The sequence below is a fragment of the Cupriavidus sp. BIC8F genome, from assembly GCF_032465815.1.
In the GTDB taxonomy this organism is placed as follows: domain Bacteria; phylum Pseudomonadota; class Gammaproteobacteria; order Burkholderiales; family Burkholderiaceae; genus Cupriavidus; species Cupriavidus necator.
Genome location: NZ_CP136094.1, coordinates 1,243,231 through 1,265,971 on the forward strand (window position 1 = coordinate 1,243,231; position 22,741 = coordinate 1,265,971).

Genomic DNA, 22,741 nt, shown 5'->3' on the forward strand with positions numbered 1-22,741 from the left:
GGCATCGCTGCCGCGCGGCACAAGGCGTGCCGGGCCGTATTGAGCGCAAGCTTGGTGCAGTTGCGCGGCCCCGTCCAATGATTTATCGTCAATCGCAATATAAGCCGCGCAAAATATTGCGCCGCACCACGCCACGCTCCCGCGCCACCTTTCGCCCCGACACCGCCTTGGACCTCCACCACCTGCGCGCCTTCGTTGCCGTCGCGCGCGAGGGCAACCTGACCCGCGCCGCGCAGCGGCTGCACCTGACGCAGCCCGCAGTGAGCCTGCAGTTGAAGGCCCTGCAATCGGCGTGGCGCATCCGGCTGTTCGAGCGCACTGCCGCAGGCCTGACGCTGACCGCCGACGGCGCCGCATTGCTGCCACTGGCCGAGCGCATCCTGGATGGCGTGGGCGACCTGCAGCACACCGTCAGCGCGATGCATCACACCGTGCGCGGCCGGCTGGCGATCGGCACTATCCTCGACCCGGAATTCACGCGGCTGGGCCCGATGCTGCGCACGCTGGTGGAACGCCATCCACAGATCGGCACCGAGCTGCGCCACGGCATGTCGGGCTGGGTGCTGCAACAGGTACGCAGCGGCGCGCTCGACGTGGGCTTCTACCTGGGCCAGCCGCCCGACGCCGGCTTCCATGCGCTGACGCTGACGCCCTTCTCTTACTACGTGGTAGCACCCAAGGGCTGGAAAGAGCGCACCGCGCTGCGCTCATGGGCGCAGCTGGCAACGCTGCCGTGGATCTGGACGCCGCCGGAATCGGCGCACAACCGCCTCTTGTCCGCGCGCTTTGCCCAGGCCGGCGTCGATCCCGCCGGCGTGCCCAAGGTGGCGCATGTCGACCAGGAGGCGTCGATGCTGGACCTGGTGCGCTCCGGCGTGGGGCTGTCGCTGGTGCGCGACGCGATCGCGCTGCGCGAATCGCATGCGCACGGGCTGGTGATCGTGGAAGGAGTCTCGGTGCAGACGGAGCTGACGCTGGTATGCCTGGCCACGCGCCGCGACGACCCGGTCGTCGCAGCAGCGTTCGGCGTGGCCGAGTCGGTGTTCCGGACCTAGTGTCCTGTTCCGTAGATAACTTGCCAGAATGAAATCGCCCAGTTGGTCGTCAGGCTAGGCGGGAGGAGGCGCCATAGCCGTAGCTATGGCAACGACGAGCAACGACGCATGGCGGCCAACTGGGCGATTTCATGGCAAGGTATTTGCGGAACAGGACACTAACGCAACGTCCCTACTGCTGCAGGTGACGCTGCAGCCAGCCGGTCAGCGCCGCGAACACTTCGCCGCGCAGTGGCTGCGCTTCATTGAAGATCTCGTGGTAGCCATGCTCGAACCAGACCTCTTCGCGCAACTCCGGCGGCGCTTTGTCGAAGAAGCTGCGGCTGCCGGACGGATCCACCACGCGGTCGGCGCCGCCGACCAGCATCAGCGTGGGCGCCTCCAGCAGCGCGGCATCGGCCTGGGCCTGCGCCATGCCGCGGATAAAGCTCTCCAGTACGCTGGCGGTGATGGTGGTCTGCACCAGCGGATCCGAGCGGTAGGCGGCGACCACGGCGGGATCATGCGACAAGAGCCGCGCATCGATCGGATTGGGCACGCGCAGCCGCGGCGCCAGCGCCAGCAGCACGCGGTGTAGCGCCAGCATCGGACCCGACAGGCGCAGCGCCAGCGCGGGCGAGGACAGCACCAGCGCGCGCACCGGGCGCACGCGCGCGGTGGCAAAGCGCGCCGCGATCAGCCCGCCCATACTGTGGCCAAGCAGGATCGGCAGCTCGTTCCAGCCAGGCACCGCGGCATCGTAGATCTCGGCGAGGTCGTCCAGGTAGGCATCCTGATGGTCCGCCACCATGCGCGCGCCGCCGCTGGCGCCATGGCCGCGCAGGTCGTGCGCACGCACGCGCAGGCCCAGCCCGCACAGCACATCGGCCACATGCTGGTAGCGTCCGGCATGCTCGGCAAGGCCATGCACCAGCAGCACCGAGCCGAGCGGCTCGGCAAAGCGCGCCGGATCGGGCTGCCAGGTGCGCAGCAACAGCTCGGTGCCGTCGCGCATGCGCTGGCGGCTCTGTACCGGCGCGTGCGTGCCGGCAGGGGTATCGGCAGGCATGCCGGCAACACCGGCAATAGCAGGATCGTCCGTCATCAGTTGTTCCATTCGCGCAAGTCTCCTCCCGGCACGGACCGCCGGCAAAGCGCTGGCGCCGGCAGTCGTTGTTCTTTGTGGTGCTGCCTGCCTTGCCTTGCCTTGCCTTGCCTTGCCTTGCCTTGCCTTGCCTTGCCTTGCCTTGCCTTGCCTTGCCTTGCCTTGCCTTGCACTCTGTCCCGCTCAACCGTGGCAGGCAAGCCTGCCCTGCGCTTCCGGCTGCGCCATATCGGCCAGGATCGGGCAATCCGGCCGGTCATCGCCGCTGCAGTGCTGCGCCAGCTCGCGCAGCGTGTCGCGCATGGCGGCCAGTTCGGCGATGCGCAGCTCCAGGTCGGCCACATGCCGCAGCGTCAGCGCCTTGACGTCGGCGCTGGCGCGGCCGCGGTCATGCCATAGCGACAGCAGGTTGCGGATCTCGTCGAGCGAGAATCCCAGATTACGGGCGCGCCGCACGAAGCGCAAGGTATGCACCGCACGTTCGTCATAGCGGCGGTAGCCGCCCTCGGTACGCGGCGGTGCCGCCACCAGCCCGATCGATTCATAGTGCCGGATCATCTTGGCCGACACGCCCGACGCCTGCGCCGCTTCGCCGATATTCATCAGATTTGCTCCGAGAAACCTCGCCATTCATGGCGGGGAGTGAAAGGAGCGCCGCCGAGAGGCGGCATTCCCACGTTAGAATGTGCGGCATGATTCTTGTCTACCGCTACCGGGTGAAGTCGCTCAACGGCCTGCTTAACACGCAGAGCCGAGCGGTGAACTACGTCTGGAACTTCTGCAATGACACGCAGAAGCATGCGCTCAAATGGGGTAAGAAGTGGCCGAGCGGGTTCGATTTGAACGTGCTGACCACCGGCAGCAGCAAGGAACTCGGCATCCATTCCGGCACGGTCAACGCGACGTGCGAGCAATACGCAAAATCGCGCAGCCAGCATCGCCGTCCTTATCTGCGATACCGCGGCAGGAAATCCCTGGGATGGGTGCCGCTGAAGGGTCGCGAGCTGAAACGAGAGGGCGAGGCGTTTCGCTTTGCCGGGAATACCTTCCGTGTGTTCAACAGCCGCCTGTTGCCAGAAGGCAAGATCAAGGACGGCACGAACTTTGCGCAGGATGGGCGCGGGAACTGGTTTCTCAACATCGTGATAGAGGTTGCCGATGTGCCGGCACGCCCGATTCAGGCTGGCGTCGGTATCGACCTTGGTTTGAAGGACTTCGCCACGCTCTCGACCGGCGAGAAACTTCCCAATGACCGGTTTGGCCAGCATGCCGCCGAAAGGCTGGCGAAGGCGCAGCGTGCGCGAAAGCACAAGCGGCATATTGCCAAGCTGCATGCCAAGGTGGCGAATGCCCGCTCCGACTTCCAGCACAAGCTTGCGTTCGAGCTCGTCCGGCGCTTCGATTACATCGCGGTCGGCAACGTGTCGGCTTTGAAACTCGCCAAAACCAAGATGGCGAAGAGCGTCTACGACGCATCCTGGTCGTCCTTCCGGGACAAGCTCCGCTACAAAGCGATTGCGCACGGAGCCACGTTTGAGGAAGTGAACGAAAGCGGTTCTACCCAGTCCTGTTCGGCGTGCGGTTCGAAGGACAGCACGACGCGGCCGAAAGGTATCGCAGGACTGCGAATAAGAGAGTGGACCTGCAGTAGCTGTGGTGTCGTGCATGACCGTGATACCAATGCTGCGTTAAACATTCTCCGATGCGGACGTGCATCGCCAGCTGTGGGAATCCCCTGCCTTTAGGCAGGGCAGGACGTCAACACTCGCCTCCCTGTGCCGTGGCAGCCCCGGCCTGCGGACGCCAGCGGCGCAGCAGCAGCGCATTGCTGACCACGCTGACACTGGAGAACGCCATCGCCGCACCCGCCACCACCGGGTTCAGCAACCCGGCCGCGGCCAGCGGAATGCCCACCACGTTGTAGAAAAAAGCCCAGAACAGGTTCTGCCGGATCTTGCGCACGGTGCGGTGCGAGACCGCCAGCGCATCGGCCACCAGCGCCGGATCGCCGCGCATCAGCGTGATGCCGGCGGCGTGCATGGCCACGTCGGTGCCGGTCGACATGGCAATGCCCACGTCCGCCGCCGCCAGCGCCGGCGCATCGTTGATGCCGTCGCCCACCATCGCCACCACCGCGCCATCGCGCCCCAGGGCCTGCACGCGGGCAGCCTTGTCTTCGGGCAGCACCTCAGCCTGCACATCGTCCAGCCCCAGCGCCTGCGCCACGCGCGCCGCCGCGCCGGCGTTGTCGCCGGTCAGCATCACGGTGCGCACGCCGGCCGCGCGCAGCCGTGCGATCGCCGCCGGCGCGCCCGGCTTGATGGCATCGCCGAACGCGACCAGCCCGGCCACGCGCGGTGGCGTGGTTTCGACCAGCCACGACACGGTGCGGCCGTCCGCGCGCAACTGGTCCGCCAGCGTTGCCAGCGTACCCGCCGCTGCGCCCAGCGCTTCACGCAGGCGCTCGCTGCCCAGTTGCAGCGCGTGGCCGTCCACCACGCCGGCAATGCCGCGGCCCGGCAGGGCCTGCACCTCGGTGGCCTGCGGCACGGCAATGCCGCGCGCCTGCGCCGCGGCCAGCACCGCGCGGGCCAGCGGATGCTCGCTGCCGGCCTGCAGCGCGGCCAACCGCGCCATCAGCGCGCTAGCGTCGGCATCGGCGGGATCGGCCGCATGCAGCGCCACCACTTCCGGCTTGCCGACCGTGAGGGTGCCGGTCTTGTCGAATGCCACCACGCTGACGCGGTGCGCCACCTCCAGCGCCTCGGCGTCCTTGATCAGGATGCCGGCGCGCGCGCCGGCGCCGGTGCCGGCCATGATCGCCGTGGGCGTGGCCAGGCCCAGCGCGCACGGGCAGGCGATCACCAGCACCGCCACGGCGTTGAGCAATGCGCATTCCCAGTCGCCGGCATAGAGGCCCCAGCCCAGCACCGTCAGCAGCGCAATGCCCAGCACCACCGGCACGAACACCGCGCTGACCTGGTCGACCATGCGCTGGATCGGCGCCTTGGCCGCCTGAGCGTGCTCGACCATGCGGATGATGCGTGCCAGCACGGTCTCGGCGCCTACCGCCTCGGTGCGCGCAACCAGCAGCCCTTCGAAATTGATGGCGCCGCCGGTGATGCGGTCGCCGGGCTTCTTCGGCACCGGCACGCTTTCACCGGTCAGCATCGATTCGTCCGCGTGGCTGCTGCCTTCGATCACCTCGGCGTCCACCGGGATGCGCTCGCCGGGGCGCACCACCACCTCGTCGCCCACGCGCACCGCCGCCAGCGGCACGCTCTGCTCCACGCCGCCGCGGCGTACGCGGGCAGTGTCGGGACGCAGCGCCGTGAGCGCGCGGATGGCATCGGCAGTCTGGCGCTTGGCGCGGGTCTCCAGCCACTTGCCCAGGCGCACCAGCGTGATCACCACCGCCGCGCTTTCGAAGTACAGGTGCGGCATGGCGTCGGCCGGCGTGCGCCACATCAGCCACAGCGACAGCCCGTAGGCCGCCGTCGTGCCCAGCGCCACCAGCAGGTCCATATTGCCGGCGCCGGCGCGCACCGCCTTCCAGCCGGCTTTGTAGAAGCGCCAGCCGAACACGAACTGCACCGGCGTGGCCAGCAGCCACTGCACCCATGCCGGCAGCATCCAGTGCACGCCGAACCATTCCAGCACCATTGGCGCCACCAGCGGCAGCGACAGCGCCGCCGAGATCGCCACCGGCCAGGGGCCTTCCCAGAAGGCAGTGCCCTGCCCGGCCTGCGGCGCCTGCGATGCGGCATCGGCCACCGGCGTCGCGCCATAGCCGGCGCGCGCGACCGCGGCCACCAGCGCCGCGGTATCCGCCGCCCCGCGCAGCAGCGTGACGCTGGCGCGCTCGGTTGCCAGGTTGACTTGCGCGTCCATCACGCCCGGCACCGCGCGCAGCGCCTTTTCGACCCGGGTCACGCATGAGGCGCAGGTCATGTCGGCAATATTCAGTTCGACGGTGTCCTGCGGCACCGTGTAGCCGGCATCGGCCACGGCGCGGGCGGCGGCCGGCAGCACCGTGCCCGAGTCGGCACGCAGCGTTGCGGCTTCCGTCGCCAGGTTGACGGCCACATCGCGCACGCCCGGCACCCGGGCCAGCGCGTTCTCCACGCGGCGCACGCATGAGGCGCAAGTCATACCGTCTACCGGCAGGCGCCATTCGGGTACATCGTCAGCCGGCCGGACAGGTCGTGAAGCGAGCACAGCGCTGGAATTTGGCATGGTTCTGAATCATCCGCAGTGTCGATGTCAGCATCATGGACCTTACCATCATTGGAAGGTCAAGGCCGAATGGGCAGGGTGTTACCGTCACATTGGCGCCAACAAGATTCCCCTTGCGCTTCCCACCATGGGAAGGTTCAAACTATGTCTGTCGCGGCACCCTGCCGCCTTTTCCATCCTGTCCAGGAGAATCCCATCATGATCCAGTTCCAGGTCGAAGGCATGTCATGCAACCACTGCGTCGGCGCCATCACGCGTGCCGTGCAGGCGGTTGACCCGGCCGCACGTGTCAGCGCGGATGTGCCCGCCCAGGCCGTGCGCGTCGAGAGCGGCGCCGATGCCGAGGCCCTGCGCGATGCCATCGAAGAGGCTGGCTATCCGGTCAAGTCGGTGGCGTAAGCTGGCCACCGCGGCCGCGCCAATATGAAAGGGCACCCCCGGGTGCCCTTTCTGCTGTCCGTGTGCCGCGCTCAGAAGCGGTAACCCACGTTCAGGAAGGTCACTACCGGATCGATCTTGATCTTGGTGTGCGACTGGATCGTCACCGGGCCCGCCTGGGTGGTGAAGGACGCGCGGGTCGACAGCGGCACATACGATACCGACAGGCCGACAAACCAGTTGTCGTTGATGGCGTAGTTGGCGCCGATGTTGAAGACCGGGTTCCACGACGCCTTGGCGCTGGCGGTCATACGCGCACCCGGCGCGAACTCGCGGTTCACGAAGTTCTGATTGGAGATGGTTTCGTCGGTGAACCACGTGTAGTTCACGCCGATGCCGACATAGGGACGGAACTTGGTCTTGGCGTCGAAGAAGTGGTACTTGACCAGTATCGCCGGGCTCCACTGCCTGACCGAACCGAGCTTGCCATACTGCGCATAGTTGCCGGTGCCCTTGACGTCATGCTTGGGCGGAATGCCCGCGATGATTTCGCCGGAGATGTTGTCGGTGAAGTAGTGCGAGAAGGCCAGTCCCAGCGTGTCGGCGGACTCGATCTCCGCGCCGGTGTTCGGCCGGGTCATGCCGACCGGGCGGCCGTTGATGCTGTCGACGGTCAGCGGATCGGCGGAGCTGTTCGGCATCACGCGGAACCAGCCCAGGCTGACGATATTGCTGCCGGCGGATTGCGCGTGTGCGGCTCCGGCCAGCGCCATGACAGCGCCTGCCGCCAGCATCTTCTTATAGGTGAATTTCATAGTCCTCTTACTCCTCATTCGGTTACTGCCGTGTGCATTATCCGGCCAGCCTGCGCAGGACTGTTTCACCGATGACACTGATTCGTAGAGGACGCCCCCTAAAGGGAGGGTTAACCACTAAAAAACCCGACGGAAATGGCTCGCAAGACCCTTTGCCGCTGCATCGGCGCAACGGTTTATATTCACGCGCCGGAAGAAACCCTCGACTAAATGAGGTTTTATGGGGCCGGCGCGCAACAGAAGCCGCATGCCAGCCCCATCCCGGTGCCGTCAGGGCGTCACGATGGCGAAGTTCGGCTCGGACTTGTCCATCAGCGCCGTCCACGCCGCCAGCGCCTGCGGGTCGCCGTCTACGCGCGCGCGGCCCGCCTGGGTCTCGGCCTGCAGCGTGGTCTGGCCGGCCAGCACCCCCATCAGCACGGCGCGCGGCATGGTCAGCGTGGCCTGCGGGGACGCGTGCTGCGCGTCGGGCTTGTAGCCGAATACGCCATTTTCCACCGTCAGCGCAAAGCGCTTGCCGGTGTCCGGCTGTACCCAGTTCAGCGCCAGCGTCTTGCCCGCGGCGCGGTCGCCGTTCAGGCTGATCGCCAGGTAATCCAGGAACATGGTGTCGGTCATGGCGCGCAGCACGTCCGGGCTGCCGGCGCGGCGGCCGGCCTGGGGCGGGCCGCTACGCAGTTCGGCGGCACCGGTCAGGTAGGCATTGCGCCAGGTCGAGGATTCGGCCTGGTAGCCGAGCTGCTCCAGCGCGTCGGCTTCCAGCTGGCGGGCAGCCTGGTTGGACGGATCGGCAAAGACCACGTGCTTGACCACCTCGGCCACCCAGCGGTATTCGCCACGCGCGTACGCCGCGCGCGCCTGCTCCAGCACGCGCGCCGCGCCGCCCATGAATTCGACGTAGCGCTTGCCCGCCTCTTCCGGCGGCAGCGGGTTCAGGTTGGCAGGGTTGGCGTCATACCAGCCCAGGTAGCGCTGGTACACCGCCTTGGCGTTGTGGCTGACGGTGCCGTAGTAGTCGCGCAGATGCCATTCGGCGGCCAGCGACGGCGGCAGCTTCACGCGCTCGGCGATCTCGGCCGGCACGTAGCCCATGTTGGCCAGCCGCAGCGACTGGTCATGGATGTACTTGTAGCCGTCGCGCTGCTTGCCCAGGTAGGTGACGATGTCCTGGCGGCCCCAGGTAGGCCAGTGGTGCTGGGCGAACAGGACCTCGGTGCGGCTGCCGAAGCGGTCGATGGTCTCGTCCAGCGCGCGCCACCACTGGTTGGCGTCGCGCACCTGGGCGCCGCGGATGGTGTACAGGTTGTGCAGGTTGTGGGTGGCGTCCTCGGCGGCGCACAGTGCCTTCCACTGCGGGAAGTACATCAGCATCTCGGCCGGGGCCTCGGTGCCCGGCGCCATCAGGAATTCGATCTGCACGCCGTCGATGGTGCGCGTGTCGCCGGTCTTGTGGATCAGGTCTGTCGGCGGGATCAGCGTCACCGTGCCGTGCGCCACCCCCTTGCCCAGCCCCGCATCCACCTGCCCGGTGGCCGAGCGCGGCAGGTTGAAGCCATACATGTACTGCGCGCGGCGACTCATGGCGTTGCCGGCGAAGACGTTCTCGCTGACGGCCTCTTCCATGAAACCCTCCGGGGCCAGCACCTTGACCCGCCCGGCCTTGACGTCGTCTTCGCTGATGACGCCCTTGACCCCGCCGAAGTGGTCGCCATGGCTGTGCGTATAGATCACCGCGACCACGGGCTTCCTGGGCCGGTGCTTGAAGTACAGGTCGAGGCCGGCGCGCGAGGTCTCCATCGCGGTCAGCGGGTCGATCACGATCAGGCCGGTGTCGCCCTCGATGATCGTCATGTTGGCGATATCGAAGCCACGGATCTGGTAGATCCGATCCGTCACCTGGAACAGCCCGTTGTGCATGTTCAGCTGCGCCTGGCGCCACAGGCTGGGGTTCACGGTGGCCGGCGCCCGGTCTTGCCTGAGGAACCCATAGGGGTCCAGCGCCCACACCACATTGCCCTTGGCATCGCGGATCTCGGTGTTGTCCAGCGTGCCGATAAAGCCACGGCGCGCGGCCTCGAAGTCGCGCCGGTCCTGAAACGGCAGTTGTTGCAGCACGGCCGTATTGGCACGGGCGGTGGCATCGGTGGCGGGATTGCCCGCGGTGGCCGGGGCAGGTGCGGCGCCGGCGGTGCCGGCAAGGCTGATGGCGGCTGCAGCCAACGCGGCGGCGGCTGCGGCAATGGCAGTCGGGTACGACATCCTGGTCTCCTGGAAATCCTGGGCCGGATGTCCGTATCCGGCCTGCAACGCTTCTGTAATTGTGCTGAACGTTCAGTACAATACTGGAGTTTGCTGGCAGACCCCGGCCGCTGTCAAATTGGCATCCGGCCCGAATATTCCTGATTTGCCGCCAGCACCACCTGTCTACCGCCTCCGCCCATGCCTCCGACCCGCCCGGCCGCACATAAGCCTCCAGCCTCCGTCACCAAGAACCGCCGCGGCCTGGAAACCCGCGAACGCGTCATTGCCGTGACGCGCGGGCTGATCAGCGCGCACGGCTACGCCGAGGTCACCCTCGACCAGATTTCCGTCGAGGCCGGCGTGGCCAAGAGCAGCCTGCTGTGGCATTTCGGCAGCAAGGAAATGCTGCTGGCGGAGGCCGCAACCAGCCTGTTCCGGGACATCGGCGAGGGGCTGGGCGCAGAGCCGCACCGGGGCAAGACCGCGGCGCGGCGGCTGGAAAACGCCTTCGACCGGGTGGCCGACTATTTCACGGCCAATCCGGAAGCCAAGGGTGTCGTGCTGGCCCTGCTGTTCTCAGGCAGCGTGCCGCCCAGTGTGCGCGAGGAGATCCGCCGCAGCTGGGACGCGCATGTGCAGGACCTGGTCGACGCGCTGTCCGCACCCGGGCGCCCACTGCCCGCGCCGATGGCGCGCCTGATGGTGGCGACCATACACGGCTGCTACTGCCACTGGTATGCCAGCGACCGCAGCGAACCGATCGCCGGCTTCCTGGCACCGGCGCGCGAGCTTTTCAGCGACTGGCTGCGCGCCAGGGACGGCGGCGAGTAATCATCCGCGGCTGGCCAGCACGCAAGCGGCCAGGTCCCACAGCGCGTAGCCCACGCTCTTGAACACCAGCGGGCTGCCAGCCCGCGCACGGATGGCATCGGCCTGCAGGATCGCGGTCTCGAACGGCTGCACGTCGCCCCAATCGATGCCGGCCTGCAGCAGGTCGCCGGCCTCTTCCTCGATTCCGAACAGGGTATCGGCCAGCAGCCGGCCGCTATCCGCGGCCGCATGGCACAGCGCCGGCGGCAGCTCGCACATGTCAGGCCGGAACGCACCGACCGCGGCAATGAAGTGATCGTCGCGCCAGAGGCCGCTGTCCAGGTCCGGCAGCACCGGGCTGCGGCTGGACGTGACCGTGACCACCATCGATACGCGGGGCAATACCGCCGCTACCGACTCGGCCACCTGCGCTTCCACGCCCAGCGTGCGCGCGTGGGCGGCCAGTGCCTCGGCCTTGTCGCGCGTGCGCGAATGCAGCCACACCTTGCGCACGCCCAGCCCGGTCACGAAGGCCTCCAGGTGCGTCAACGCCTGCACCCCGGCACCGACGACCAGCAACTCGCCATCCTTGCGCGCGGCAAAACACTGCGCCGCCAGCAGCGACACGGCCGCGGTGCGCCGCCCCGTCACCGTGGGGCCGTCGAGCATGGCGATGCGCTCGCCGGTGTGCGCGTCGGCCACCACCACTTCGCCGAGGATATTGGGCAGCCCGCGCCGCGGGTTGCCGGGATGGACGGTGATGTTCTTGGTCATCACCAGGCTGCGGTTGCGCGCGGGCATCACCAGCAGCGTGCCTTCGCCACCTTGCGCATCGCCCACCGGCAGCGCAATGCGCGGCGGCGCCATGGCGGTGCCGTCGCGCAGCTCGGCCAGCATGCCGACGATGGCTTGCGCCAGTTCGGGATACGGCAGGCGCGCCGCCGTGCTGGCGGCATCGAGGGGGATGAAGGACATGCGCTGGCTCCGGCAAGACGTTGCGAAGCGCCATTATTGCGCATGCCCGGCCATGCGCTTCAGCGCGCCAGCAACGCCATCACCTGCGCGGCATAGCGCGTACCCGCCGCTGCGCCGGCCGGGAATACGGCGTCGACGGCGGCCAGGTCCTGCGCATCCAGCCGCACCTCCAGCGCTCCGAGGTTGTCGTCCAGGTTGGCGATGCGGCGCGTGCCCGGAATCGGCACCACCTGCGGCCCGCGCGCCAGCACCCAGGCCAGCGCCAGCTGCGCCGGCGTGCAGCCCTTGTCCGCGGCCAGCGCGCGCACCTTGTCGACCAGCGCCAGGTTGCGCGCGAAATTCTCGCCCATGAAGCGCGGGTTGGTGCGGCGGAAGTCGTCCTCGTCGAAATCCTCCGGGCTGCGGATCGCACCGGTCAGGAAGCCGCGGCCCAGCGGGCTGTATGGCACGAAGCCGATGCCCAGGCGCTCGCAGGCCGCAAGGATGCCGTCCTCGTCCGCGTCGCGTGTCCACAGCGAATATTCGCTCTGCAGCGCCGTGATCGGATGCACCTGGTGGGCGCGTTCGAGCGTGGCGGCACTGGCTTCGGACAATCCCAGCCAGCGTACCTTGCCGGCCTTCACCAGATCCGCCATGGCCCCCACGGTCTCTTCGACCGGCACTGCCGGATCCACGCGATGCTGGTAGTAGAGGTCGATATGGTCCGTGCCCAGCCGCTTCAGGCTGGCCTCGCAGCTGGCACGCACATAGTCGGGGCGGCCATTGACGCCGCGCGTGGCCGGGTTGGCCGGGTCGCGCACCAGGCCGAACTTGGTCGCCAGCATGACCTGGCCGCGCCGCCCGGCGATGGCGCGGCCCACCAGTGCCTCGTTGGTGTGCGGGCCATAGATATCGGCGGTGTCGAGCAGGTTGATGCCGCGTTCCAGCGCGTGATGAATGGTGCGGATCGACTCGGCGTCGTCATGCGCGCCATAGAAGTCGCTCATGCCCATGCAGCCGAGGCCGAGCGGATAGACGCTGGGACCGGTCTTGCCCAGCTGGCGGAATGGAGTGGAAATAGCGTTCGCGGTCATCGAGGGCTCCTGTTGGCCGGTCGGGCACCGGCGATGCATCGGATGGGGCAAGTATGGGCACTCGACCCGCGTGGAAACAGCGTGCTACGCTGCATGTATCATGAAGCCAGACTTCACAATCGATATCGATTCCCTGCCCGCGCTGGCCGCGTTCACGCGCGTGGCCCGGCTCGGCAGCTTTACCGCCGCCGCGGCTGCGCTGGCGGTCAGCCCCTCGGCGGTCTCGCAGACCATTCGCCAGCTGGAAGCGCGCCTGGGCGTGCGGCTGCTGCAGCGGACCACCCGCAGCGTCGGCCTGACCGAAGCCGGGGCCGCGTTGCTGGCGCGCGTGGAGCCGGCGCTGGCAGAGATCGGCGCCGCCACCGACGATATCCGCCAGCAGCGCGACATGCCCGCCGGCACGCTGCGGCTGACCACCCCGACCACCGCCGGCGCGCTGGTGCTGCGGCCGCTGCTGGCCGATTTCATGCGCGCCTGCCCCGCCATCACCGTCGACGTGATCACCGACGACCGTTTCGCCGACCTGGTGGCCGAAGGTTTTGACGCGGGGCTGCGCCTGGGCGAAGCCCTGCAGCGCGACATGGTCGCGATCCCCGTCACCGGCCCGCTGCGCATGGTGGTGGCCGCCTCGCCCGCTTACTTTGCCCGCCATGGCACGCCGCGCCATCCGCGCGACCTGCACGCGCATGCCGGCCTGCAGTACCGCTTTGGCCCGCACGGCAGCGTCTATCGCTGGGAGTTCGTCGAGGACGGCCGCAACGTTACCGTCGACACGCGCCCCGCGCTGATCGCCAACGACAAGACCCTGCTGCACCAGGCGGCGCTCGACGGCATGGGGCTGATCTACGAATTCCCGGTCCATATCCAGCCGGCGCTGGACAGCGGCCGGCTGGTCACGGTGCTCGACGCCTGGCTGCCGCCATTCGACGGCTTCTACCTGTACTACCCGGGCCGCGTGCTGATGCCGCCCAAGCTGCGCGTATTCGTCGATTTCCTGAAAGCGCGCGCCGGCCTCAGCGCTTAGCCGCAGGCACGGGCGCGCGCACTGATGCGCCGCGCACTTCGATGCCGATGCGGTCCACCACCTTGCCTGACGCATCGAGCAGCTCCACCTGGTGCCGCCCCGGCCACGGCAGCCATGCCACCTCGCCGCCGCGCCCGAGCGGCTTGCCGTCCATGCGCCAGCTGACCGTGCGCGCGGTCTGGCCGGCCACGCCCTCGGCATGGAACCAGACACGCTGCACCGCGGGCGGCATGTCGGGGTCCAGCGCAAACACGGTGCCGTCGGCAGGATTGGCGATCACGGGTGCGGTCGGACGCGCGGCGGGTGCGCTCACGCTGACCCGTCGGAACGCCGTGCCGGCCAGAAAGACTTCATCGCGCGCTGGCTCCAGCCCGTCGTCGAAGCTCAGCGCCACGCGCTGCACGCCGGCGGGCATGGCGGGCGCGTGGCTGGCGCGCGTGCGGTGCAGCGCTTCCATGATGTCGTGCCAGACCGGCGCTGCGCCCGATACGCCCGAGACCTCGTGCATGCTGGCGCCGCTGGCATTGCCGACCCACACCCCCACGGTGTAGTGCTGCGACCAGCCGATGCACCAGTTGTCGCGCATGTCCTTGCTGGTGCCGGTCTTCACCGCGGTCCAGAAGCGCGTGGTGAGCGGGCTGTCCAGGCCGAAGGTGCGCGCGCGCGCATGGCGGTCCGACAGGATGTCGGCGATCACGTAGCTCGCGCCTGGCTGCATCACCGCTGTCATCGATGCGGCCGCGGCCCCTTCCCGCAGCCGTGGCGGCGCGTAGCGCCCGCCATTGGCCAGTGCCCGGTACGCATTGGTCAGCGCCAGCAGCGACACGTCGGCGCTGCCCAGCGCCAGGCTGTAGCCGTAGTAGTCGCCGGCCTCGGTCAGCGGCAGCCCCAGCGCCACCAGCCGCTTGTGGAAGCGGTGCGGAGTCACCATCACCAGCGTGCGCACCGCGGGCACGTTCAGCGACGCAGCCAGCGCCGCGCGCAGGCTGACCCAGCCGGCATAGCGGTGATCGTAGTTCTGCGGCACGTAGAGCCCGCCGCCAACCGGCAGGTTCACCGGCCGGTCGTCCAGCAGCGAGGCCGCCGTCAGCCGCTTCTCTTCCAGCGCCTGCTCGTACAGCAAGGGCTTGAGCGTCGAGCCCGCCTGCCGCGGCGCAGCCGCGTGGTCCACCTGCGCGGCGCCTGACAGCATGCCCGACGAGCCCACATAGGCCAGCACGTCGCCGCTGGCATTGTCGATCACCACCACCGCGCCATCCTCGACATTGCGCCCGGCCAGTTCGCGCAGGTGCCGGTCCAGGCTGGTGGCAGCCGCGCGCTGCAAGCGGGCATCAAGCGTGGACGTGATGCGCGCAGGCATGGGTACGCCCGCAGCCAGCTGCGAGCGCGCCTCGCTGACCAGGCGCCGTGCCAGGTGCGGTGCCAGCTGCGGCGACGCCGCCGACGGCGTGGCAGCCGCGGCGCGCTGCGCCACCGGCCCGGTGCGCAGCAGCGCCAGTTGCGCAAAGCCTTCCAGGCCATCGCACTCGCTTGGCAGGCGCATCTCGCGCAGGATGCCGCAAGCGCGGCTTGCCACCTGAGCGGCTTTGGCATTGGGCGCGCGCACCAGCGCCACCGCCAGTGCCGATTCGCGCGCGTTGAGCCCTTCCGGGTACTTGCCGAACAGCACCTGCGACATCGCCGACAGGCCCACCAGCTCGCCGCGAAACGGCACCAGGTTCAGGTAGGCCTCCAGGATCTGGTCCTTGCTCCAGCTGCGCTCCAGCGCCGCCGCACCCGCGGCCTGCCCCAGCTTCTGCGTGAAGCTGCGGCCCTGCCCCGGCGCGCCCGGCCGGCGCAGGTCCTCTTCGAGCAGCCCCGCCAGCTGCATGGTCAGCGTCGAGGCGCCGCGCGTGCGCGTGTTCCACAGGTTGGCCCAGGCCGCGGCCGCCACGCCCTGCCAGTCGACCCCGCTGTGGGCATAGAAGCGCCGGTCCTCCGACAGCACGATGGCAGTGCGCAGCGCGGGCGAGGTATCGGCCAGCGCGACCCAGTCGCCGCGGCGCGCACGGAAGTCGTCGCGCACGCGGCCCACGGTGTCGCCGTGACGGTCCAGCACCACCACGTCGGCACTGCGCCAGTCGGTATGGACTTGCTCGAAGGACTGCAGGGCCATGGCCGGTGCTGACCAGGCCAGCGCCGTCACCAGCACCATGCGAATACAGCGCTGCTTCATGCCTGCCTGCGTCCCGCCACGATGCCCGCCACCAGCAGCACCTGGGCCGCGGCGTAGGTCCACCAGATGCCAAGCTGGAAGGATTCGAACGGCACCAGGAAGCGCGCGATGCCGATCATCATGTCCGAGGCGGCAAAGCACAGCGCCCCCAGCGCCGCCAGCGGCGTGGGCAGGCGCGCCACCAGCGCGCTGCAGGCCATCGCCGCAAGCACGCCCACGTATATCGCCACCGGCACCGTCAGCGGGCCCATATTGGGCCAGAAGCGGCCCAGCATGGTGCCCGCCACGCCCAGCATCGCGCCGCACGCAATCAGCCGGTGCGGGCGCGTGTCGCCCGCCAGCGGCACCAGCACGCGCAAGTAGGCCAGGTGCGCCAGCAGGAAGGCGCCAAGCCCGCTCATAAACGAAAACGTCAGCGCCGGCAGCGCCAGCAGGAGGTCGCCCAGGGCTGAGAACAGCAGCGCCGTGACCAGCCAGCGGCGCTCAACAAGCGGCCGGTGGAACCACGCGGCGCGTGCCAGCAGCAGCGCCATCGCGGTCTTCCATGCGGGCTGCATGGCGATATGCCCGGTCAGCGGCGCGCCGTCAGGCAGCTCGATCGCCACCTGCACCAGCAACGCGCCGTAGACGATGCCGGCCAGCGTGCCCGCGATCCACCACTCGCGCACGCGTGCCGGCATCATCATCGACAGCCAGCTCATGGGCGCGCTCCTACTGCCAGCCGCGCATTGGGCGCCACGCCGAACACATCGGGCGCGTACATCGCCTCCACGCGCGTGGGCGGCAGCGCGAAGTCGCCGGCGTTGTTCAGCCGCACCGTGTATTCGACCGATGCCGTGCCCTTGGGCAGGTAGCCGAAGTACTCGCGGTAGGCCTGCGGCGTGCGCTCGGTGTAGGCCGGCCAGGCCGCGCCCTTGCGCTTCTCGCCGCGCGCGGCGATCTCGGAGTCACGGCCCAGGCCGCTGCCGAGGATGGTGGCGCCGGCAGGCACCGGATCGCTGACCACCACCCAGGTCATGTCGGCCTGCACATCGATCTCCAGCTTGACGCGGTACACATCGCCGCGCGACCACTTGCCCTTCACCGCCTGCTCCTGCGGCGTCACGGTGCGCTTGATGCCGTAGCCCGCGGCCAGCGGCGCGGTCACCGGCACCGCCGCCAGCGCCCGCACCGTGGCCCACGGATGGCCGGCGCCGGCGTGCTCCAACTGCAGCGTGCCGCCGTCGGCACCGGTCGGCCACGGCAGGTCTACGCTGCCCTGGGCCACGCCGTCGGTGCGCTGCGCGCGCGCCCAGTCGAAACTGCGTGAGGCGTCGGCCGCATTGCTCACGCTCGCTCGCGTGGTGCCCGCCACTGGCGTCTTCTCGAACGCCTGCGAGAAGCGCGTCACCGCCAGCATGCCCCAGGCATTGGCAGTGGTGGTGCCCCAGGCACCATGCACCTGCCGGCCCAGCAGCCCGGTGGCCAGTTGCGGCGCATCTTCCTTCCAGCCCGGCAGTTCCGACGCCAGCGCCAGCAGGCGCGCGGCATTGGTGTCGCCGCCTGCCATCATCCACCACCAGTTGTCGCTGCGCTCGGTGGAGAACGCCAGGCGCGTGCCCTGCACCGTCAGGCGCGAGCGCAGCAACTGCTGCGCCTCGGCCAGGCGTTGCTCGCGCTGCGGGATGTCCTGCATGCGCGTAAGCAGCAGGGCCCAGTCCAGCAGCGCAGAGGTCGGCCACTGCGCCGGCAGGATCTGGATCGAGCCCAGCATGCGCGCCTGCGCATGGCCGGTGCGCGACAGGGCCTCGAGCGCGGCCAGCTTGCGCGCTTCCAGGTACTGCGTGCCGGCCACCGGCGCCCAGCTGTCGCGGCGGATGCGGCCTTCGACGAAGTCGGTCAGCCCGCGCTCCATCTGCGTGCGCTGCGCGTCGGGGATGCGCAGCGCCAGCCCGGCGCGCGCGGCCTCGTCGGTGACCGCCAGCAGGTAGGCGGTCAGCACTTCGCTGCCGAAGTCGCCATCGGCGTTCAACGGGAAGTACGAGGCCAGCCCGTTGGCATCGAGGTAGGACGGCAGCTGCGTCATCAACGCGTCCCACGCGGCGCTGTCGTTCAGGCCGATGGCCTTGGATGCTTTTTGCTCCAGGCAGGTGAACGGGTAGTTGCGGAACCACTCGCGCACGCCCGGCATGCCGCCCGCCAGCGACGACTGGAAGTTCACCTGCAGCCCGCCGCGCACCTTGCCCGCCGGATCCGCCAGCGCGCCCGGCGGCGCCATAATTGGCACCGACAGCGACGGCGACAGCTGCGCCAGCGTGGCCTGCTGCACCGTCACCGGCACCGCCGGCACGATCTGCTGCGACACCTTGATGCGGTCGGCCGCGCCCCCTGTGCCCTGCTCGCTCGCCTGCACTTCCCACGTCACCGTACCGCTGCGCGAGTACGCCAGCAGCGCGGGCGCGGTCACGTCCCAGCCGATCTCGCGCGCTTCGCCGACAGGGATCTGCACGGTCTGCGCCGGCAGGCTGGCCTCATTGCCGAGCAGCGTGCCGCGCGCGCTGGCCTGCACCGTCATCGTGCGCCTGGTGGTATTGCGCAGCGTGAACATGGCGCGGTAGCGGTCGGCCTCGCGCACCAGCAGCGGCAGACCGGAAATCACCTGCAGGTCCTGCGTGGCGGCGATGGTGGCGCTGCCCGTGCCGAAGCGGCCGAGGCCAAGGTCCGCCACCGCGACGATGCGGAAGCTGGTCAGCGAATCGTTGAGCGGCACCTCGATGCTGGCGCGGCCCTCGGCGTCGAGCTGCACGCGTGGGTTCCACACCAGCAGCGTGTCGAACAGTTCGCGCGTGGGGCTCTTGCCGCCGCCGCCGCCCGCCGGCACCGCCTTGCGCCCGTAGTGGCGGCGCCCGATGATCTCCATCTGCGCGGTCGACGTCTCCACGCCGTAGCCGCGCCGCTGCAGCATCGCATCGAGCAGGTCCCAGCTGGTGTTGGGCATCAGTTCCAGCAAGGCCTGGTCCACCGCGGCCAGCGCCACTTCGCCGTTGGCGGCGGGCTTGCCGTCTGGCAGCTTCACCTGGATCGCCACGCGCGCCTTGCCGCGCACCGGATAGCTGGCCTTGTCCGGCGTCACGGTAACGTCGAGCCGGTGGCCCGCATTGCCGACGCGGATCTCGGCCAGCCCCAGCCGGAAGGCCGGCTTGGACAGGTCCACCAGCGCCGTCGGCGCGGCATATTCGCGGCCTTCGCTGCGGAACGCGCGCCACCACGCGCCCGGCTGGCGCCAGCCCCAGGTGAAGAACGAATACCAGGGCACCTCATGCAGGCGCCCGCGCAAGGCCAGCACCGACACGTAGACGTTGGGCCCCCACTCGGGCTTCACCTGCACGCGCACGGTGGGATCGCTGCCATGCAGCTCGACCACCTGCGTCTGGTAGATGCCCTCGCGCTCCACCGCCACCAGCGCGGTGGCGTGGCGGAACGGCATGCGCACCTGGAACACCGCGGTGTCGCCCGGCGCGTAGGACTTCTTCTCCGGCAGCAGGTCGATGCGGTCATGGTTCTCGCCGCCGAACCACAGTTCGCCCTGGCGCGTGACCCAGACCGTCGAGGCCGCCTGCGCGGTGCGTCCGTCCTTGTCGCGCGCGCTTGCTACCAGTTCGATCTGGCCGGCCTGCTCCAGCGCCACGTCGCAGCGCGCGCGGCCCTGCGCATCGGTGCGGGTCTCGCACACGGTGCCGAGGTCGCGCGTCTCGGAGCGGTTGTCATAGCGGTAGAAGCCGCCCACCACGCGCTTGCGCGCCGAGGTGGTGATGCGCGCGCGCGCGCTGATCTTGACCGGCGCATCCGCCACCGGCTTGCCGTTGACGTCCAGCACCACGCCGTGCACGGCCAGCTTCTGCTTGACCGAGACCCAGCCATCGGTGCGGATGCCGGCCACCACCGCCGCCGGCCACAACGGCACGGTCTGGCGCAGCGTCTGGATCTCGCCGTTGGGGTCGGCAAAGCCGGCTTCGAGCAGCAGGTCGCGCGGGGCTTCGGTCTTGGGCAGCTTGCGCAGCGTGACGGTGCCGTTGCCGTTCTTGTCGAGCGTCACCGGCAGCTTGTCGGCGACCAGCTTCTGGCCGTCGGCACCGGCATCGCGCTGCTCGCCCTCATCCATCTCCTCGTCGCCGCTGGCGCTTTCGCGCTGCGCGCGCGGCGGGTTGAACGAGAACTCGTCATAGCCGGGGAAGCTGACGTATTTGTCGCGCAGCAGCGCGGACACGCGCACGGGCAGCCCGGCCGCACCGCCGCCGGAGAGGTAGTGGATCTCCACGCCGACCGGCAGTTCGGCAGGCGCGACCACGGCCCCCGCCTTGCCTGCCACCTGCAGCGTGCCGGCCAGCACCGGCAAGCGGAATGCCTCGACCCGGAAACTGCCGCTGGTGTAGCTGCGCGCGCCGCCTTCGTCCTGCGCGCCTTCGCCCTTCTGCGTTTCCAGCTCCACGCTGTAGACCCCCAGCTTGGCCGCCGGCGGCACCTGGAAGGTGCTTTCCGCGCTGCGCCCGCCGGTCGCGGTCTGGCGCCATTGCAGCGGCAGCTCGTAGGTCTGGCCGCTGCCTTCATGGCGGATCACCACGCGCGTGGGCAGCGGGCGGCTGGCCGGCGGCAGGGCAAAGCCCTGCGCGGTCTCGGCACGGATCAGGTGCTTCATCGACACGGTCTCGCCGGCGCGCAGCAGCGTGCGGTCGAAGATGGTGTGTGCGCGCACCGTGGGTGCGGTGCTGGTGTCGGTCGGCACATTGAAGCGCCAGGTCTCGATGCCGCGGTTCCAGTCCGACATCACGAAGGCCATGTCGGCCTTGCCGCGTGCCTGCGGGTGGCCGGCGGCGATGCGGGCAGAAACGAAATAGCCCGACAGCCCGTTCTGGTCACAGGCGCCCTCGGGCGCGGCAGCCAGCCTGGCAAAGCGCACCACGCCGCTGGCGTCGGTACGGCCTTCGCCCAGCAGGCGGCCGCTGCAGTCGCGCACCGCCACGGCGGCATCGGCAACCGGCTTGCCATCGTCCAGCGCAGTGACCCAGGCCAGCCCGCTGCGGCTGCCATCGTCTTCATTGCCGGCGCTGCGGCCCAGCTTGAAATGCACGCCCAGGTTGGTGACCAGCGCCGCGGTGCGCACGTACATCGGCGCGCGCTTGCCCAGCAGCGACTCGCCCAGCATCGGCGAGGCGATCTCCACCACATGGAAGCCCGGTTCCGGCAGCGGGATGCCCACCACCTCGAACGGCCGCGGCGCATCGCCCGAAGGCTTGGGCACGGCCAGCTTCTGCACGCCGGGGGCGCGCTCGAGCAGAGACACCGAGCGCGTCTCGATCGACACTGCATTGCGCGGGTTGTTGACGCGATACGGGGAGCGGCCCGCCAGCACGGCGTCGAGCTCGGCCCGGGTATAGCTGGCCTCATGCATGCGGCGCACCAGGCCAAACCATTGCATCACGGCCGTGTCGTCGTCCACGCGCAGCTTCATCACGGTGCCGGCCCTGGCCTGCACGCCGTGCACGGCGAGGTCAGCCTCGACGTTGCGCAGCGTCACCGGCAGCAGCGGCGGGTAGTCGGCCGGCGCCTTGCCGCGCGGCAGCTCGCCGAAGCGTTCCACCACGCCAAACGGCGCCGCGGCAAACTTGGCCAGCGGCGGCATCGATGCGGTCGCCACCTTGAGCGGGAACAGGTCGGCATTGGCCAGCGAGCGGCCGCTGTCGTCCTTCAGGTTGCGCGGCACTTCGATGGTGAACTGGGCCTTCTCCGCGAACGGCGCGGCAAAGGTCAGCGCGCTGACGCTGGCGTCCGGCGCCAGGTCGGGATCGAACTGTGGTGCGCGCGGGCCGGACGGCGTCTTCAGCACCACGCTCTCGGCCAGCTTGCGCGGCACCGGCGAGGAGAAGCTGACCGACATCGGCCGCAGCGGCGTGCACGGCGACTGCGCGTGTTCACGCTCGCAGCTGAAGCTGGCGGTGAAGGGCTCACGCACGGTGTAGTCAAAGCGGCGCTCTTCGCGCGTGGCCACGCCGGAGAGCGTGGCAATGCCCGCGCCCAGCACCAGCTGCACCCGCGCCGCGGCCGGCAGCCGCTGCTGGCAGGCAAGCAGGTGCACGGCATCGGGCGCCTGTCTGGCGATGCGCTCCCAGTGGATGGCGCCGAGCACGGCATCGCGCTCCTTGCCGGTGAGCAAGCGCACCGGGATGCGCTCGCCCAGCCCCTGCGCCTGGCACCAGGCGTGCTCGCGCACCGAGGCCGCGGTCGCGGCGCCATTGAAGCGCAGCGCAAAGACCTGGTCTTCCTCGATCTCGCCGCCCGCAGGCCGGCTGGACACGACCGTCGGGCCGCCGGTCTCGAACCGGTACTCCGGGCGGCCGGCATAGGCGGTGCCGGCCACGCTGCGCAGGCCGGTACGCATGCGCACGGTACAGCGCACGCCCGGCGGCAGGTCGCTGGCAAAGTCGTAGACCCAGTTCTTCGCATCGATCCAGCGGGCCTGCCCGCCGGTGCCGGCACCGGTGCAGGAAACCGCCGCGGGCGCGGCGGCCTGGACGTCGCCAATCGGCACCATGGCCTCGTCGAAGCGGATCGCCACCTGCCTGACCTGCCCGACCGTGCCTTCGGGGGAGAAGCGCGTCACCTGCGCGGCCTGTGCCGTGCCGGCTGCCAGGATTCCAAGCGTGGCCACCAGGGCCAGGACTGCGCGCGGCGCACGCGATTGCATTGGCAACCTGCCAAGACCCCGATCGGCTCGGGCGACGATTCCCTTCATCCTGCCTTCCTCCGTTCCCGCCACGTTTGCGGCACCCGGCGAGGGTGACACGCACGCCACAGGAGC

The 22,741-nt window shown here is 69.4% G+C and carries 15 protein-coding genes; 5 read left to right on the plus strand and 10 right to left on the minus strand.

Annotated elements, in window-relative coordinates:
* Positions 1-167: 167 nt before the first annotated feature.
* Positions 168-1,055 carry a LysR family transcriptional regulator gene (locus RS901_RS05850; protein ID WP_316151897.1) on the plus strand — a complete coding sequence of 296 codons (888 nt, stop codon included), beginning with the start codon at positions 168-170 and terminating at the stop codon, positions 1,053-1,055.
* A 172-nt stretch (positions 1,056-1,227) separates the two neighbouring features.
* On the opposite strand, the gene RS901_RS05855 is transcribed toward RS901_RS05850, so the two are convergent.
* Together RS901_RS05855 and cueR are read right to left on the minus strand one after the other, a co-directional pair.
* Positions 1,228-2,151, minus strand: a complete 924-nt coding sequence (locus tag RS901_RS05855; RefSeq protein WP_316151898.1) for a lysophospholipase — start codon at positions 2,149-2,151, stop codon at positions 1,228-1,230.
* A gap of 171 nt (positions 2,152-2,322) precedes the next feature.
* A complete protein-coding gene (cueR, locus tag RS901_RS05860) occupies positions 2,323-2,742 on the minus strand; it encodes a Cu(I)-responsive transcriptional regulator (protein ID WP_316151900.1) in 420 nt (139 codons plus the stop codon).
* 89 nt (positions 2,743-2,831) lie between these two features.
* Here cueR and RS901_RS05865 point away from each other — a divergent pair, with 89 nt between their 5' ends.
* The gene (locus tag RS901_RS05865) at positions 2,832-3,884 is read left to right on the plus strand and encodes a transposase (RefSeq protein ID WP_316151901.1); all 1,053 of its coding nucleotides are present in this window, start codon (positions 2,832-2,834) and stop codon (positions 3,882-3,884) included.
* A 13-nt stretch (positions 3,885-3,897) separates the two neighbouring features.
* On the opposite strand, the gene RS901_RS05870 is transcribed toward RS901_RS05865, so the two are convergent.
* The gene (locus tag RS901_RS05870) at positions 3,898-6,375 is read right to left on the minus strand and encodes a heavy metal translocating P-type ATPase (protein WP_316151902.1); all 2,478 of its coding nucleotides are present in this window, start codon (positions 6,373-6,375) and stop codon (positions 3,898-3,900) included.
* 198 nt (positions 6,376-6,573) lie between these two features.
* On the opposite strand from RS901_RS05870, the gene RS901_RS05875 reads away from it, so the two are divergent.
* Entirely contained in the window at positions 6,574-6,774 is a 201-nt protein-coding gene (locus RS901_RS05875) for a heavy-metal-associated domain-containing protein (RefSeq protein WP_041228245.1), read from the plus strand.
* A 71-nt stretch (positions 6,775-6,845) separates the two neighbouring features.
* Here RS901_RS05875 and RS901_RS05880 read toward each other — a convergent pair whose 3' ends face one another.
* A complete protein-coding gene (locus tag RS901_RS05880; protein WP_316151903.1) occupies positions 6,846-7,568 on the minus strand; it encodes an OmpW family protein in 723 nt (240 codons plus the stop codon).
* 270 nt (positions 7,569-7,838) lie between these two features.
* The gene (locus RS901_RS05885; protein WP_316151904.1) at positions 7,839-9,827 is read right to left on the minus strand and encodes an alkyl/aryl-sulfatase; all 1,989 of its coding nucleotides are present in this window, start codon (positions 9,825-9,827) and stop codon (positions 7,839-7,841) included.
* A gap of 180 nt (positions 9,828-10,007) precedes the next feature.
* Here RS901_RS05885 and RS901_RS05890 point away from each other — a divergent pair, with 180 nt between their 5' ends.
* Positions 10,008-10,640, plus strand: a complete 633-nt coding sequence (locus RS901_RS05890) for a TetR/AcrR family transcriptional regulator (protein ID WP_316151905.1) — start codon at positions 10,008-10,010, stop codon at positions 10,638-10,640.
* Here the strand turns inward: RS901_RS05890 and RS901_RS05895 are convergent, their stop codons facing one another.
* Both RS901_RS05895 and RS901_RS05900 read right to left on the minus strand, forming a co-directional pair.
* Positions 10,641-11,594 (minus strand): delta(1)-pyrroline-2-carboxylate reductase family protein, encoded by a 954-nt coding sequence (locus tag RS901_RS05895; protein WP_316151906.1) that lies wholly within the window; start codon positions 11,592-11,594, stop codon positions 10,641-10,643.
* Positions 11,595-11,653: 59 nt separating this feature from the next.
* A complete protein-coding gene (locus RS901_RS05900; protein ID WP_316151908.1) occupies positions 11,654-12,667 on the minus strand; it encodes an aldo/keto reductase in 1,014 nt (337 codons plus the stop codon).
* Between the two features lie 100 nt (positions 12,668-12,767).
* On the opposite strand from RS901_RS05900, the gene RS901_RS05905 reads away from it, so the two are divergent.
* On the plus strand, positions 12,768-13,691 hold the full coding sequence (locus tag RS901_RS05905; RefSeq protein WP_316151909.1) for a LysR family transcriptional regulator: 924 nt from the start codon (positions 12,768-12,770) through the stop codon (positions 13,689-13,691).
* Here RS901_RS05905 and pbpC read toward each other — a convergent pair.
* Genes pbpC through RS901_RS05920 form a run of 3 tightly spaced genes read right to left on the minus strand, consistent with a single transcriptional unit; the run spans position 13,681 to position 22,675 of the window.
* Positions 13,681-15,906: a penicillin-binding protein 1C gene (gene pbpC, locus RS901_RS05910; protein WP_316151910.1), complete on the minus strand. Its 2,226-nt coding sequence runs from the start codon at positions 15,904-15,906 to the stop codon at positions 13,681-13,683. The two genes, RS901_RS05905 and pbpC, sit on opposite strands and share 11 nt — an antisense overlap.
* Positions 15,903-16,607 carry a lysoplasmalogenase gene (locus RS901_RS05915; RefSeq protein ID WP_316151911.1) on the minus strand — a complete coding sequence of 235 codons (705 nt, stop codon included), beginning with the start codon at positions 16,605-16,607 and terminating at the stop codon, positions 15,903-15,905. The genes pbpC and RS901_RS05915 overlap by 4 nt, the downstream gene beginning before the upstream one ends.
* A complete protein-coding gene (locus RS901_RS05920) occupies positions 16,604-22,675 on the minus strand; it encodes an alpha-2-macroglobulin family protein (RefSeq protein WP_316151912.1) in 6,072 nt (2,023 codons plus the stop codon). The genes RS901_RS05915 and RS901_RS05920 overlap by 4 nt, the downstream gene beginning before the upstream one ends.
* Positions 22,676-22,741: the final 66 nt, after the last annotated feature.

What these genes read in the sequence shown, in the direction of transcription:
- RS901_RS05855 (WP_316151898.1), bottom strand. Translation starts at nt 2,151, where the DNA reads ATGGAACAACTGATGACGGACGATCCTGCTATTGCCGGTGTTGCCGGC.
- cueR (WP_316151900.1), bottom strand. Translation starts at nt 2,742, where the DNA reads ATGAATATCGGCGAAGCGGCGCAGGCGTCGGGCGTGTCGGCCAAGATG.
- RS901_RS05865 (WP_316151901.1), top strand. Translation starts at nt 2,832, where the DNA reads ATGATTCTTGTCTACCGCTACCGGGTGAAGTCGCTCAACGGCCTGCTT.
- RS901_RS05870 (WP_316151902.1), bottom strand. Translation starts at nt 6,375, where the DNA reads ATGCCAAATTCCAGCGCTGTGCTCGCTTCACGACCTGTCCGGCCGGCT.
- RS901_RS05875 (WP_041228245.1), top strand. Translation starts at nt 6,574, where the DNA reads ATGATCCAGTTCCAGGTCGAAGGCATGTCATGCAACCACTGCGTCGGC.
- RS901_RS05880 (WP_316151903.1), bottom strand. Translation starts at nt 7,568, where the DNA reads ATGAAATTCACCTATAAGAAGATGCTGGCGGCAGGCGCTGTCATGGCG.
- RS901_RS05885 (WP_316151904.1), bottom strand. Translation starts at nt 9,827, where the DNA reads ATGTCGTACCCGACTGCCATTGCCGCAGCCGCCGCCGCGTTGGCTGCA.
- RS901_RS05890 (WP_316151905.1), top strand. Translation starts at nt 10,008, where the DNA reads ATGCCTCCGACCCGCCCGGCCGCACATAAGCCTCCAGCCTCCGTCACC.
- RS901_RS05895 (WP_316151906.1), bottom strand. Translation starts at nt 11,594, where the DNA reads ATGTCCTTCATCCCCCTCGATGCCGCCAGCACGGCGGCGCGCCTGCCG.
- RS901_RS05900 (WP_316151908.1), bottom strand. Translation starts at nt 12,667, where the DNA reads ATGACCGCGAACGCTATTTCCACTCCATTCCGCCAGCTGGGCAAGACC.
- RS901_RS05905 (WP_316151909.1), top strand. Translation starts at nt 12,768, where the DNA reads ATGAAGCCAGACTTCACAATCGATATCGATTCCCTGCCCGCGCTGGCC.
- pbpC (WP_316151910.1), bottom strand. Translation starts at nt 15,906, where the DNA reads ATGAAGCAGCGCTGTATTCGCATGGTGCTGGTGACGGCGCTGGCCTGG.
- RS901_RS05915 (WP_316151911.1), bottom strand. Translation starts at nt 16,607, where the DNA reads ATGAGCTGGCTGTCGATGATGATGCCGGCACGCGTGCGCGAGTGGTGG.
- RS901_RS05920 (WP_316151912.1), bottom strand. Translation starts at nt 22,675, where the DNA reads ATGAAGGGAATCGTCGCCCGAGCCGATCGGGGTCTTGGCAGGTTGCCA.